This is a genomic window from Pseudoalteromonas sp. S16_S37 (genome assembly GCF_014694405.1).
In the GTDB taxonomy this organism is placed as follows: domain Bacteria; phylum Pseudomonadota; class Gammaproteobacteria; order Enterobacterales; family Alteromonadaceae; genus Pseudoalteromonas.
Genome location: NZ_JAAUWV010000022.1, coordinates 19,133 through 33,996, shown reverse-complemented (window position 1 = coordinate 33,996; position 14,864 = coordinate 19,133). Strand labels below are relative to the sequence as shown.

The following is a 14,864-nucleotide window of genomic DNA, read 5'->3' as shown; positions in this document are numbered from 1 at the left end:
TCATGAGGTTAACATGACAATAAAGCGAATTGGTGCAGAGGGTGGCACGGGTACAGGCGGGCAGCATTTACCGTTTTCAAGAGCGGTTGAAGCGGGGGGCTGGCTTAAAGTCTCTGGGCAAACGCCCATGCGAGATGGTGAAGTAGTAGAAGGCGGTATCGTAGAGCAGTCACGACTGGCCATCAATAACTGTATTGCCATTATGGAAGAGGCAGGCTACGGCCTTGAACATGTGACGCATGTATCTGTGATCTTAACCGATGCGCGATATTTTCAATCGTTTAACAAAGTGTTTGCTGAGTTTTTTGGCGCACATCCTCCCGCGCGTATATGTATGGTGGCTGGGCTCGTTGTTGATTGCAAAGTTGAGGTTGATGTGACGTGTTACAAAGGCGAATAACACAAGCTTGAATGCACGTGCAGCGGAGGAAGTATGTCTGAGAGTCAAATCATTTATTTGCTAGCTTTTATCGCTTATTTGCTGGCGATGGTCGTGATCAGTTGGCTTGTGTCTCGCTGGCAACGCTCCAGTGATGATTTTTTATTGGCTGGGCGTCGGGTGCCGCTGCTGCTCACTTTAGGTACTACGGTGGCAACCATGGTTGGCACAGGCTCATCAATGGGGGCCGTTGGATTTGCCTATCAACATGCGTGGGCGGGCGCGCTTTATGGCATAGGAGGCGCGCTTGGGATCTTAATACTGGCATGGCTTTTTGCACCCGCTCGCACACAGGCTTTCTCGACTATGAGTGAGGAGCTTGCAAGCTATGTTGGCAACAAAGCTGTTGTGAAAAAGCTATTGGCTGTTTTGATCTATGCAGCCAGCATCGGCTGGCTTGGCGCACATTTGATAGGTGGCGGCATGTATTTGTCATGGCTAACAGGCCTTGATGAAAGTAGTGCCAAGTTATTAATTGGTATCGGCTTAGCTATTTACGTGTCGTTAGGGGGATACTCTGCAATCGTTTGGACAGATTCTATTCAAGCCATTATTTTATTTGTGGGTTTTTTGCTGATGGCTTACTTTGCCGTTGATGTGATTGGTGGCTGGCAAGCGCTGGGTAACAATCACATCGCTGCCAATAACGGCCTGTTGTCGTATCAAAGCGTTGGGCTACTTCCGGCGTTTTCAATGTCTTTGGCGATTCTAGTTGGCGTGCTTGCTACGCCTTCATTTCGACAACGTATATATTCGGCGCACAGTGTAAAAAGTATCCGCGTATCGTTTGTCATATCGGGGGGCCTTTACTTAGGGTTTTCTTTGATCCCCGCAGTGATAGGGATCTGCGCTTATTTGCTGAATGACCAGCTAGATAACCCCGCTTTTGCCTTTCCTTACATTGCTATAAATACCTTGCCTGTAGCGGTGGGCGGTTTTATTTTGCTTGCTGGTATTTCTGCTACGCTATCGAGCGCAAGCTCAGATGCCATAGCAGGGGTCAGTGTATTAGTCAGTGACATCTATAAATGGCTTGTGCAAGCCGACATAGCACCTGAAAAACAGTTATTTGCTTCTCGCCTTGCGATGTTGGTTACGGTGTTTATTGCGCTGGGGTTGGCGCTGCTCTCTAACAACATCATAGGCTACATCACTAAAATGGTGTCAGTAGTGTTAGCTGGGCTATGTATTATGGGTTTACTTGGTAGGTTTTGGTCTGGTTATACGTGGCAAGGTAGCTTGGCAACGTTGGCAGGTGGCAGCCTAGGTGCGGTGATTGTGAGCACACATAGCAGTTGGCTCAGCTATTTTGGTAACCCGATCATTCCTGCTCTTTTGAGTGCCTTAATGCTTGGTATTGTCGTAAGTTTGCTCAGCAAAAGCAGTCAGGACGATACAACACAACAGCAGGTGGTGTCATGAATACAGTTATCAATGCAATTGCGTTTTTTGGTGAGTGTATGGTGGAGCATCGCACGGATGGCACTAGTTATTTTGGCGGTGATACGTTTAACACCGCTTGGTACCTCACATCTTTGCTACAGCAGACGTCATTACCAAAGCCTGCGGTGAAATATGCGACTGCTATCGGCCACGATCAACACAGTCAACGATTTCAAACCTTGTTAGCGCAAGTAGGTATTGGCTGCGACCTTGTGGTAACGCATCCAAGTAAAACCATGGGTACGTATTGGATAAAGCTGGCTCAAAACGGTGAAAGAAGTTTTGAGTTTGCGCGCGAGCAAAGCGCTGCACGGGTGTACTTCAAGAGCAATGAACTTTTTAGTAACGCGCTCAACACTAAAGCTGTGGATGCTATTTACTTATCTGGGATCAGTATAGCGATTTTGTGCGAGGAGCAATTAACCTATTTACTTGAGCTACTAACACGCTTTAAGCAACAAGGTGGCATGGTTTTTTTTGACAATAATTATCGCGCATCCCTTTGGCATGGCCGAAAACCACAAAGTGCTTATTTGGCTGTGATGAATTTAGCCAATATCGCATTTTTGACCCTCGACGATGAATTTGCAATTTACGGCACACGTACGCTAGATGAAGCTCTAACCTGTCATCAAAATAGCAAAGAACAACTACTGATAATACGCCAAGGGCCATTGCCATGTGTTATCAAAAAACCACACAGCCATGAGCTTATTTATGTTGCAGCAGAGCAGTTACATGAGCAATGTATTGTAGATACTTGCGCTGCAGGTGATGCCTTTGCTGCTGGGTTTTTAGCACAGTGGTTGGTGTGTGAGCGTCAAGCAAGTGATGCAATTAGGCGAGCTGCGCAATTTGCCCATAAAGTAGCGGCAGAAGTTATCCAACATCATGGTGCTTTGATAGCACCTCATTTATTGCCAACACTCGATAGTGAGGAGGTGATAAGTGCATAACTTGCTAACCAAACGCATAAATTTGAAATGCCTAACTCTGCTGCTCGGTATGTTGTTTAGCACACAGGTATTGAGTCAGTTGGCGCTTATGCCAATGCCAAAGTCTATTGAGCAAGCACAGGGAACACTTCAGCTGGCAAGCACTCTTAACGTTTCAGTTGTAGGTTTTAACCAACACAGAACCCAGTTTCAGCTCGATAGGTTAACAAGACACTTTACTCGCCTAACAGGCAAGCAAACATCATGGGCTTTGTCAGCAGAAAAAGCAGCGAATTTGTCGATTGTGGTAAATGATGTCGAGCAAGCATTATTTACCCCACAATTTGCTGAAGATGAAAGCTACCAACTGAAGATTGATAACAACGGAATAATGATTCGAGCTGCGTCGGTCTTTGGAGCGCAACATGCCTTGGCAACCCTTTCGCAGTTGGCATATGTTGACAAGCAGGACCAGCTGGCACTGCCGTTTATTAATATTGATGATAGTCCGCGCTTTGCTTGGCGCGGATTGTTATTAGATAGTGTTCGTCATTTTATGCCGGTACAGACGGTTAAGCGCCAGCTCGACGGTATGGCTTCAGCCAAGCTCAATGTGCTGCATTGGCATTTAACGGACGATCAAGGCTGGCGCATACAAAGTAAGGTATTTCCAAAACTGACAAGTCATGCATCCGATGGGCTTTTTTATACTCAAAAACAAGTGTTGGAGGTGATCCGTTATGCGGCGTTACTCGGCATAAGAGTAGTGCCAGAATTTGGTATGCCGGGTCATGCCAGCGCCATAGCGGTTGCCTATCCCGAATTAATCACGTTAAACCAAGACTATACAATGCAGCGTCATTGGGGGGTTTTTAAACCTTTATTAAACATTGCTGACCCTAAAGTGTATGAGTTCATTGATAAATTATTTGCTGAAATGATGGCGATTTTTCCTGATCAATACCTGCACATTGGCGGCGACGAAGTAGAGCCAGAGCAATGGCTAAAAAGTAAAGATATTCAGAAACTCATGGCAGATAATCAGCTTGAAAATGGGCAAGACTTACAAAGCTACTTTAATGCACAGCTGCAAAAAATTGTCACTAAGCATGAGCGGATCATGATGGGATGGGATGAAATTTTGCATCCCCGGTTATCAAAAAATGTGGTGGTACAGTCTTGGCGCGGCCATGACTCATTATATAGCGCGGCTAAAAATGGCTATCGAGGTATTTTGTCGACAGGGTTTTATATCGACCAACCTCAGTACACAAGTTATCACTATCGAAACGATCCGCAAAAAGAGCTAGATAACGTGAAACTAGCCGAGCCAAAGCTGCGTAAATCTTTTTTAATCAAACGGCTAAAAGGCAGTGATGTAAAGGGCGAATTACTGGTTTTTGGGCCGCAGGTACTCATTAAGCTTAACAATCAACACCATCAAGTTGCGCAAGTGATAGGTTTATCTGAAGGTGAACATGCACACTTAGTAGCGGCTTTGGATAGCTGGATGGGCCCACTCAAATTTGAGTTCGATTTTTCACGTTCGTCTGGTTCGGTGATGATAGGCAATAGTCGCTATCCACTTGTGATTCATGAGCTACAAAAAGCACAAGCGGTGAGCTTTGCACCTTCACTCAATAAAACACAAGCAGCGCTTATCTTAGGTGCCGAGGCCACCATTTGGAGTGAAATGGTCACCGAAGACAACATCGACTTGCGTATTTGGCCCAGACTATATGCCATTGCAGAGCGTTTATGGTCTAGCAAAAACGTCACGGACCTAGATGATATGTATGTACGATTAGAAAAAATGAGTCACTATGCGGATAAAGTGGTTGGCTTAGCGCACTATCTGCAGCAGCAAAGCGGCTTTACTCATTTGATTAATAAAAACCTCAGTGACCAAGAGCAAACTCAGACATTGCGTCTGCTCAATACAATGGCACAGATGTTGGAGCCCAGTCATTATTATACGCGCCACCACATTAAGCACCTCAACAATGAATATCATCAACAAGCCCCTTTGAATGCATTTGTAGATTTTTTAGCTGTTGAAAGTAAGACTATTCGAGCGATAAACACAAGCGTGGCGCGATATCTGGCAGGTAATAAAGCTGAGCTTGATGTTATTGCTGCTCAGCTGAGCCAGTGGCAAACAATACTACAAGAAAATAAACATCTGTTGGCGAAAAGCCCGTTATTAAAAACTGAGCAGTACACCGCTGATAAGTTGCTGCAATTTGTTTTGCTCGGGAAAAAGGTGCTGACGGTGTGTAAAGGTCACTCTAATGCACCTCAGCTAGAACACATGTTATTGAATTTACAGCAGCTGCATGACGAAGCGGTCATTGCTGCTATTTACCCTTTACGAGAGTTATATTTAGCATGCAAATAAAGAAAACAATGAAGCTGACACTTGCAAGCTTATTATTCGCTACAAGCAACGTCGCTGCGCAAAATGCCAACATCGAAACGCAAGATTGGATAAAAGATGGTGTGTTTACGCAGGGGGTGGAAGGGCCAGCGGTGGATGCTAAAGGCAGGTTATTTGCCGTGAATTATAGCCAACAGGGCACCATTGGGATGGTAACAGCGCAAGGGCATGCGCAAAAGTTGTTGACGTTGCCAAATGGCTCAATCGGAAATGGCATTCGTTTTGATAAGCAAGGCAATATGTTTATCGCTGATTATGTCAATCACAACGTGCTGCGTCTATCGGCTGCTGCGTTTAGCGAGGACATTGATGCGTCTATGCATCTGACAGTATATGCCCACAACAGTAAAATGAATCAGCCAAATGATTTGGCAATGATGGACAATGGCATTTTGTTTGCCAGCGATCCAAACTGGCAGAATAATACCGGCAATTTGTGGCGTATTGACACCGATGGCAGCACTCACTTAGTTGAAACAAATATGGGAACGACCAATGGCGTAGCGGTTAGCCCAGATAACAAAACACTCTACGTTAATGAAAGTGTACAACGAAAGGTTTGGCGCTATGAGCTAGAAGAAGATGGTAAAGTTGCAAACAAACAGCTTCATATTGAATTTGCTGATTTTGGTTTAGATGGAATGCGAACCGACACTCAGGGTAATTTATATATTGCCCGTTATGGAGCAGGAAAGGTTGCAGTGGTATCGCCAGAAGGTGAGTTGATTAAGCAAATAAGTCTCAAAGGTCAGTACCCCACAAATGTTGCATTTGGTGGTAAAGATGGCAAAAGCGTGTTTGTTACCATGCAAAAGCGCGGCGCGATTGAAATGTTTAAAGCTAATTTTGCTGGGAGAAATTTTGCCAAAAGCTCTGGGGCTAACGGTGCTAAGTAGCCGACACAAAAGTACTATTTTGTATTCTTTTTGGGGATAGTTGTGATCGGTAAAGGTTAATTTTTTAAATGGATAGTTACATACTCTAAGAGTGCTATAAATATTTAACTTCCAATTTGTGCCCAAAACCTTTAGCCTTAGGCCCACACAAGTGATAATTTCGTAAATGAATGGAGTAGTATTATGGCGGAGCAACAAGTGCAGCCTTTACACAACGAAAAGCATGCCAACATTAAAGTAAAAAATGGCATTAACGTTGATTTCTTAAAATCACAGCACTTAATCCCAGTAGTCGCGCATGAGTTTGCTCGTGTAGCAACAGAATTCCCAATGGCATTCGTAAAGAACAATGAAACAGGTCAATTCCAAGCTGTTGCTTTGTTTGGTTTAGAGCCTGGTGAAAACCTATTTGTTCAAGACGGCAAGTGGAACGCAGGTTTTGCACCTTTAGCTGTGACTCGTTACCCATTTGGTCTTGTTAAGCATCCTGAAGAAGATCAATATGGTATTGTTATCGATGAAGCAAGCCCATTAGTAGGTGAAGAGGAAGGTAACGCGTTATTTGAAGGCGGCAAAGAAACTGAGTATCTTGCACGTCGCAAAGAAGCACTCATTAACTTTATTGAGTTTTCACGTGTAACTGAAGCGTTCACAAAGCACTTAGCAGACAAAGAGCTACTTGTTCAACAAACACTAACTGTTGAAATCAAGGGTGATAAAAAAGACATCAACGGTATCTATCTTGTTGATGAGCGTAAGCTAAATGAGATGAGCGATGAAGATTACCTAGAACTGCGCAAGCGTGGTTACTTGGCACCAATCTTTGCTTTCTTAACGTCAACGCACCAAGTTGCACGTTTAGCACGTTTAAAAGCACAGCGCGCTGAAGCTTAATCACAGCAATACAAAATAATTTAAAAAAGGCACCTCAGGTGCCTTTTTTATTGCCAGAGTGTTTAGTCGCGTTTTTGTTGCAAGTTGTGATGTTGAGCAGCATGGTGATATTTTTAGGGGAGAAAAGAATGAAAAACAAATATCCGTTGCTATTCACCTTGGGGTTATCTCTTGTCATTTCAAATAATGTTTTTGCGCAGACCAAGCAATTCGGCAAGCCCTCCGGCAAGCCATTCGCGATTGCCATTCATGGCGGTGCGGGAACCATAGACAAAAGTCGTTTTAGTGAAGAACAAGAAGCGGCATATCGAGCAAAGTTAAAAGAAGCGGTAGAAGCAGGTTATGCTGTTTTAGAGGCAGGCGGTGAGAGTTTAGATGCTGTAACAACCGCTATTAATGTACTGGAAGACTCGCCATTTTTTAACGCGGGTAAAGGTGCAGTGTATACCTATGATGAAGAGCATGAGCTTGATGCGTCGATTATGGATGGTCGAGACCGACAAGCAGGAGCCATAGCAGGTGTAAAGCATATTAAAAACCCAATCAATCTTGCTAGAAAAGTGATGACAGACTCTGTTCACGTGTTGCTCAGTGGTGAGGGGGCGGAAGATTTTGCAAAACGCCAAGGGTTCGATTTAATTGATAACCATTATTTTGATACACCACATCGCTTTGAAGCATTAAAAGAGGCAAAGCAAAAGTTAGATGCAAAAAAAGCTGGCACAAAGTCATATCAAGCGGCGCATCAAATATTACCTAGTCAATATAAAATGGGTACAGTGGGGGCTGTGGCTTTGGATCAAAGTGGCAATCTAGCGGCGGGCACTTCAACCGGAGGTATGACCGCAAAGCGTTTTGGCAGAATTGGCGACTCACCGGTAATTGGGGCGGGGACGTTTGCTGACAACCGTTCATGTGCTGTTTCAGCAACAGGTCATGGTGAATTTTTCATTCGCTATAGCGTTGCCAGTGATATTTGTGCGCGAGTACAGTACCAAAATAAATCAATTACTCAGGCTGGTAACGAAGTCATACACGACGTTTTAGCCCCAATTGGTGGCACGGGCGGGGTGATCATTGTTGATACAAAAGGGAATATTAGTATGCCTTTTAATACTAAAGGCATGTATAGGGCGAGTAAATCTAGCCGCCAAGAAAGTTATGTAGGAATCTTTAAAAACGATTGAAAAAACAGGCAATTCCATACACGCCAGCTATAGTTAAATTGCTGGCGTTTTTTTATGGAGCAAATAATTATGCAATCAATTAAAGTCGCTGATTACTTAAATCATCGCCCTGTTACCTTCACTGTTGAAATGCGTATCGAGTCTGCGGTAGAAAAACTATTACAAAGCGCACAATCTGGTGGACCTGTTATTGATAGCAATAAGCGCGTCGTAGGTTTTTTATCTGAGCAAGACTGTTTAAGAAAAATGTTAGAAGCTACTTACCAAAATGAATCACATAGTGTGGTTGGTGACGTTATGAGTGCCAACCCAGTTTGTGTTAGTCCAAACGACAGTATCGTGCAAATAGCAGATAAAATGACGATTGATAAGCCTAAGGTGTATCCTGTTGTGGATGATGATGGCCGTTTAATGGGGGTGATCAGTCGCGCTAATGTACTTTTGGCCATTGATAAACATTTGCATGACGCTTATACATCTGGCCATAGGTATGTTTAGTGCAAAAATGCGCAGAGATATTCTGCGTTAGAGCATAGGCTCAGTGAACGGTTTTTGATACACTACGCGCTCTTAAATTTTACGTTAGATAGGTAATGTGTAGTGAGTGTAGGACCACTGTTTGCTGAGCTAAATGCTTGTTTGAAAAAAGACCAGTTTATTCTTAAAAAGCGGTTGCATGGCGCTAGTAAAATTGCTGATGCAAACAAACAAGGCAAGGTGGTTGCCTCAATCAAAGCGGCAATAGAAACAAGCCAAGCACTTAAAGCACAACGTAGCGAACACTTACCTAAAGCTTCATACCCTGAGCAATTACCCGTTAGCCAAAAAAAAGATGAAATAAAAAAGGCTATCGCAAACCACCAAGTCGTTATTGTGGCGGGGGAAACAGGCTCAGGTAAAACCACTCAGTTACCTAAAATTTGTTTAGAGTTGGGTCGCGGTGTAGAAGGTTATATCGGCCATACTCAACCAAGAAGACTTGCCGCTCGCAGTGTCGCAAACCGTATTGCAGAAGAGCTTAATTGTGAGCTTGGCCAGCAGGTAGGCTTTAAAATCCGTTTTAGTGACCAAGTATCTGACAATACCTATGTAAAGTTGATGACTGACGGTATTTTACTTGCTGAAATTCAGCAAGATAGGTATCTAAATCAGTACGACACCATCATTATTGATGAGGCCCATGAGCGCAGTCTGAATATTGACTTTATTCTTGGCTACCTGAAAAACCTCTTACCAAAACGCCCTGATCTTAAAGTGATCATTACCTCGGCTACCATTGATCCTGAGCGCTTTTCAAAACACTTTAATAACGCGCCAATCATCGAAGTGTCAGGTCGTACTTACCCTGTAGAAGTCAGATACAGACCAATTTTAGACTCTGCCAGCAATGATAGTGAGGCAGAAAGCGATCAACTGCAGGGCATTTTTGATGCGGTGGATGAGTTGTGTGCTGAGGGCCCAGGCGACATTCTGATTTTTATGAACGGCGAGCGAGAAATTCGTGATACAGCAGAGGCACTAGAAAAGCGTAACCTTAAGGGCGTTGAAGTACTGCCTCTGTATGCGCGCTTATCTAACGCCGAGCAGAACCGCATTTTTGCTCCACATAGCCAACGACGCATTGTGTTATCAACCAATGTGGCTGAAACATCCTTAACGGTACCAGGCATTCGTTATGTGATTGACCCAGGTACAGCCAGGATCAGCCGTTATAGCTATCGTACAAAAGTGCAGCGTTTACCTATTGAGCCAGTATCTCAAGCCAGCGCCAACCAGCGTAAAGGACGTTGTGGGCGTGTTGAAGCCGGTATTTGTATTCGCTTGTACTCGGAAGATGATTTTTTATCTCGCCCAGAGTTTACAGACCCAGAAATCCTCAGAACCAACTTAGCGTCGGTTATTTTGCAAATGTTAGGTCTTGGACTAGGTGATATTACTGAGTTTCCATTTGTGCAAGCGCCTGACAGTCGTAATATCAATGATGGTATTGCGCTGCTGGAAGAGCTTGAGGCCGTGCATCCAAGTAAACGCCGCCAGAGTACCAAACTAACACAATCAGGTCGCACGTTAAGTCGCTTACCTATCGACCCTCGTTTGGCAAAAATGGTCTTTACCGCTGATAAACTCGGTGCGCTTCGAGAAGTGATAGTGATAGTGGCAGCCCTGTCAATCCAAGATCCCAGAGAGCGACCGCAAGAAAAACGTGGCGCAGCAGATGAAAAACACGCCAGATTTGAACATCCAGATTCAGATTTTGTGACATTCTTGAACCTTTGGTATTACATCGAACAACAGCAGCAAGAGCTGACACGCGCGCAATTTAGAAAGCTATGTCAAAAGGACTTTTTGGCGTATATGCGTATTCGTGAATGGCAAGATATTGTTTATCAGTTGGGCACCATCTGCGAGGAAATGAATATGCAGTTGAGTGACAACCAAGCGGATTTAGATAATATTCATCAGGCGCTATTAAGTGGCATGTTAAGTCACATTGGTGTTAAAGATGAAAAACAATATTATAAAGGTGCGCGCAATAGCCAGTTCCATATTTTCCCGGGTTCAAGCTTATTCAAAAAAAGTCCGAAATGGTTGATGTCTGCAGAGCTGGTTGAAACCAGTAAACTCTATGCACGTATCAACGCCAAAATTGATGTGAATTGGATAGCGCCTTTAGCACAACATGTGGTTAAGCGCAGTTTTAGTGAGCCACACTGGGAGAAAAAGCCCGGTTGTATCATCGCCTTTGAACAACAAACCTTGTTTGGCTTGATTATTGTGGCGCGTAAACGCACCGTTTATAGCCAAATAGAGCCGAAACTTTGCCGCGAGTTATTTATTAAAGAGGCGTTGATTGCTCAGCAACTTGGGCAAAATGAAGGGTTTTTACAACATAATCAATCGCTGATAGACGACATTCACGTGCTTGAACAAAAAGCCCGTCGTCGCGATATTCTGGTTGATGAACAAACCTTGTTTGAATTTTATGATCAGCGCATTCCACAAGATGTTTGTACGCGTGCAGGCTTCAATCATTGGTGGAAAAAGCAAAAACAATCCGACAAGCGCTTTTTGCATATGAGCAAAGAGCTTTTAATGCAACATGATGCCCAACAAATTACCGAGTTTGATTACCCTGATGTCTGGCAGCAAGGGAATTTAATGTTGCCGCTGGAATATCATTTTGAGCCAGGACAAGCCGTTGATGGTGTGTTGGTGAACATTCCTTTAGCGCTATTAAATCAGGTTGATCAGCAAGGCTTTGATTGGCATGTACCGGCATTTCGTCATGAATTGATTTGTGGCTTAATCAAAAGCTTGCCTAAAAATTTGCGCCGTAATTTTGTGCCAGCACCGAACTATGCCGATGCGGTATTGGCGTCGATTGAACCTATGCAAGGTTCTTTACTTGAAGTCTTAGCCAATTGTCTATTGCGCATGACTGGCGTGAAGGTGGAAGTGGAAGACTGGGATTTAAGTGCCCTTGAGCCATATCTAAAAATTCAGTTTCAAGTCATTGGCGATGACAATCAGGTCATTGCTCATGGCTTTGATTTACAAACGCTTAAAGACAAGCTGCAAGGGAGGGTGTCTGATACCCTTTCTCAAGTTGCTGAAAAAGGCATTGAGCGTACTGATTTAACGCAATGGGAATTTGGGCAACTACCAACTGAGTACACCAAAAAACAAGGGAACTACGAAATCAAAGCGTTTCCTGCATTGGTTGATAAAAAGTCTTCAGCTGCGATAGAGTTATTTGATAATCCAGTTAAGGCATTGGCTGCCCATCAAAAGGGGTTGCGTCGTTTGGTTCTTTTAAATGTGCCGTCGCCGATAAAATACCTACAGCAACATTTACCGAATAAAGCCAAGTTAGGCTTGTATTTTAACCCGTTTGGTAAAGTGCAAGATTTAATCGATGACTGTATTGCCGCTGGCGTTGATTTATTGCTCGCCGCCAATAACGACATTCGTGACGAGCAAGCATTTGAGCAAGCAAAAGAGCGCATTCGTGGTGACTTAGGTGACACGGTTGTCAGTATTGCTACTGGCGTTGAGCAAGTGCTGAGCATTGCGCACGCCATTAACAAACGCATGAAGGGAAGGGTCGACTTGACCATGATAACCGCTCATGGAGATATTAAATCTCAACTTGAGTCGCTTATTTTCAAGGGCTTTGTGAGCGCTCATGGAGCTGCAAAGTTGCCTGACTTGCTGCGTTATATGAAAGCGATAGAAAAGCGCTTGGAAAAGCTCCCTGTAGACCCAAATAGAGATAGGTTATGTGTGTTAGAGCTTGAAAAAGTAGCAGATGCTTATCAAAAAGTGGTTGCCCGTATTCCAAAAGGACACCCTTTACCTGATAATGTAGCGGATATTTTTTGGATGCAGCAAGAGCTGCGCGTCTCATTATTTGCGCAAACACTAGGGACGCCTTATCCAATATCGGCTAAACGGGTAATGAATGCCTTGAAAGAGTGTGAATAATTGCTTTTATTAACTTGCAATTTACCTCAAGCCAATTACCTTATTAATAGGAACTATTTTTGGATTTTGAAAAGGAAGTGACATCAACTATGTCCACTCAAGAACAAAGGAATAACACACCACATGTATTGGTGGTAGATGATGAATATTTTAACTATGAAATGCTCAGTATGGCCTTGTCTGATGCTTTTACGCTTAGTTATGCCGACTCGGGAAAAAGCTGTTTATCCAATGCGATAGCACATAAACCCGACGCCATTTTACTAGACGTATGTATGCCGGGCCTTGATGGGTACGACACTTGTCGTATGTTAAAAAATACACCGGAAACCAAAGATATTCCTGTTGTAATGGTGTCAGGGTTAGAGTCAGCGCAAGAGCAACAAGCGGGTTATGAAGCGGGTTGCGATGCCTACGTGATAAAACCATTCACCATACAGTCCTTATTAGAACAATTAAAATCAATGGTTTAAGGGGGAAGTATGTTGCACGAAGACAAACGACGGTTTATGCGTATGATGGTCAATACCACAGCCAGATTGACGATACTAGAATCGGGTATAACATTTGAAGGTAAATGTCATGATTTGAGTGCAACAGGCCTGTCGATTGAAGTAACAGAACCCGTTGAAGCAAATACACTGATAGAAGTACATATTAACTCTACCAGTGCAGCTATACCGCCGTTAAATGCGCATGCGAACGTGGTGCGCTGCTCACAAGAACAAGATGGGCAGTACATGCTTGGGCTTGAAATAAAACAGTTTAATTAAACGCTTTAAATCTTCGCATAGCCCTGTGTTGAGCGCTATGCGAAGAATTATGTGAAAAGTACAGATAATCAGGTTTACTCTGATTTTTTACAATATTATTGGTTTTTATTTCACTCACTCCCTTTTGCCAGCAGGTGGCGCATGAGCTTCCTACCAAGCATCACAAACTCTTTGCCACCACTTGAGGTAAGTAAAACCACTCCGCTGTTCGATTGTGGAGCAAACACATATTCGCTGCCAAACCCGTCTAAGTCTCCGCCATGCCAATAAACGGTTTGTGGGTATAAACCTAGTTCAGGTGTTGCTGAAAACATGCCATAGCCGTAGTTTAGCCCATCGTACAAGCCAGTTGCATAGTCCGCTTGACTTGAGAATAAGGGGCTAGTCGGCTTATCTTCTGAATGATTGTTATAAGCGATAAGCTGCTTTTTCATTAATTCGAGCATGCCGTCGATAGAGGCATATGCACCACCATGTGGTGTTAGCAGTCCCATATTCCATGCACTTGTTGCAATATCTCTTTGATCTTTGCGATAGGGTGTTACAAGGCGCTTTTGTAGCTGAGGTGACAATTGCACATATACATCATTAACAGCAAAGCCATCATTAATATAGTGTTTTACAAGTTGCGCGTAGGTTTTTCCTGACACTTTGCTCGCAATGTAGCCTAATAATGCATAGTTAAAGTTTGAGTAAGCAAATTTGCTATTGGGTTGATGAGCAAGCTCTACAGTTTTTAGGGCTGTAAATAGTTGAGCTTCGCTATATCCGCCTTTCATTGCATCGCCATCAACCCGTGTTACATTGCTAGGGTAGTTTGGTAAGCCGGAGCGGTGGCTTAGCAATGTATCTATTGTTATGTTTTTTAGTACGTTTTTGTCTATTGCTTGAAAATGTTCAGGGAGTAGCTCAGCAATATTGCTAGTGTGTGATAATCGACCCTCATCAATCAAAGCCAAGGTAATTATGCTGGTGAGCACTTTGGTTTGAGAACCTATTTGGAACAAGCTGTCGTCTTTAATAGCTTGGTCACTATTTCGATTGTAAACACCATAGCCGTGTTTAAACGTGACCTTGCCATTTTCAATAACTCCTACTGATAAAGCAGGTACGTTATTGGCCTTCATATAGGTTTTTATTTCGTTATCGAAAAAATCATTATCCGCAGATACAAAAGGTGAGATAAAGCACAGTGTAATAAGTGCTGAGCGAATGAGGGTCATATTGCTTCCTTGATAATTGTACTTTAGTTGTATTAGGATATTTAAACTTTTGTTTTTAAAGTGTAAAGCTAACTGAGATAGGGAAAAGCAACAAGTCATATCAAAGGAGAAGTTGTTACAGAATGTGAGGATTGCGCAACACATATGCACGT

The 14,864-nt window shown here is 43.4% G+C and carries 12 protein-coding genes; 11 read left to right on the top strand and 1 reads right to left on the bottom strand.

What is annotated here, in order from left to right; all coding sequences use genetic code 11:
* Positions 1 to 13 precede the first annotated feature (13 nt).
* The 11 genes from HC733_RS11475 (at position 14) to HC733_RS11425 (ending at position 13,489) form a co-directional block, all read left to right on the top strand.
* Entirely contained in the window at positions 14 to 400 is a 387-nt protein-coding gene (locus HC733_RS11475) for a RidA family protein (protein ID WP_190365186.1), read from the top strand.
* A 33-nt stretch (positions 401 to 433) separates the two neighbouring features.
* Positions 434 to 1,861, top strand: a complete 1,428-nt coding sequence (locus HC733_RS11470) for a sodium:solute symporter family protein (RefSeq protein ID WP_190365185.1) — start codon at positions 434 to 436, stop codon at positions 1,859 to 1,861.
* Entirely contained in the window at positions 1,858 to 2,838 is a 981-nt protein-coding gene (locus HC733_RS11465) for a PfkB family carbohydrate kinase (protein ID WP_190365184.1), read from the top strand. The genes HC733_RS11470 and HC733_RS11465 overlap by 4 nt, the downstream gene beginning before the upstream one ends.
* The gene (locus HC733_RS11460) at positions 2,831 to 5,215 is read left to right on the top strand and encodes a beta-N-acetylhexosaminidase (RefSeq protein ID WP_342366009.1); all 2,385 of its coding nucleotides are present in this window, start codon (positions 2,831 to 2,833) and stop codon (positions 5,213 to 5,215) included. Before HC733_RS11465 ends, HC733_RS11460 begins: the two co-directional genes overlap by 8 nt.
* Before the next feature lie 8 nt (positions 5,216 to 5,223).
* Positions 5,224 to 6,150 carry an SMP-30/gluconolactonase/LRE family protein gene (locus HC733_RS11455; protein WP_190365183.1) on the top strand — a complete coding sequence of 309 codons (927 nt, stop codon included), beginning with the start codon at positions 5,224 to 5,226 and terminating at the stop codon, positions 6,148 to 6,150.
* Positions 6,151 to 6,333: 183 nt separating this feature from the next.
* A complete protein-coding gene (locus HC733_RS11450) occupies positions 6,334 to 7,044 on the top strand; it encodes a SapC family protein (protein ID WP_190365182.1) in 711 nt (236 codons plus the stop codon).
* Between the two features lie 128 nt (positions 7,045 to 7,172).
* Positions 7,173 to 8,231, top strand: a complete 1,059-nt coding sequence (locus HC733_RS11445; RefSeq protein WP_190365181.1) for an isoaspartyl peptidase/L-asparaginase family protein — start codon at positions 7,173 to 7,175, stop codon at positions 8,229 to 8,231.
* Between the two features lie 69 nt (positions 8,232 to 8,300).
* Complete coding sequence (locus HC733_RS11440) at positions 8,301 to 8,729, top strand: CBS domain-containing protein (RefSeq protein ID WP_190365180.1); 429 nt, start codon at positions 8,301 to 8,303, stop codon at positions 8,727 to 8,729.
* 102 nt (positions 8,730 to 8,831) lie between these two features.
* Complete coding sequence (gene hrpA / locus HC733_RS11435; RefSeq protein ID WP_190365179.1) at positions 8,832 to 12,716, top strand: ATP-dependent RNA helicase HrpA; 3,885 nt, start codon at positions 8,832 to 8,834, stop codon at positions 12,714 to 12,716.
* Positions 12,717 to 12,805: 89 nt separating this feature from the next.
* The gene (locus HC733_RS11430; RefSeq protein WP_190365204.1) at positions 12,806 to 13,189 is read left to right on the top strand and encodes a response regulator; all 384 of its coding nucleotides are present in this window, start codon (positions 12,806 to 12,808) and stop codon (positions 13,187 to 13,189) included.
* 9 nt (positions 13,190 to 13,198) lie between these two features.
* Complete coding sequence (locus HC733_RS11425) at positions 13,199 to 13,489, top strand: PilZ domain-containing protein (protein ID WP_190365178.1); 291 nt, start codon at positions 13,199 to 13,201, stop codon at positions 13,487 to 13,489.
* A 110-nt stretch (positions 13,490 to 13,599) separates the two neighbouring features.
* On the opposite strand, the gene HC733_RS11420 is transcribed toward HC733_RS11425, so the two are convergent.
* On the bottom strand, positions 13,600 to 14,712 hold the full coding sequence (locus HC733_RS11420) for a serine hydrolase domain-containing protein (protein ID WP_190365177.1): 1,113 nt from the start codon (positions 14,710 to 14,712) through the stop codon (positions 13,600 to 13,602).
* Positions 14,713 to 14,864: the final 152 nt, after the last annotated feature.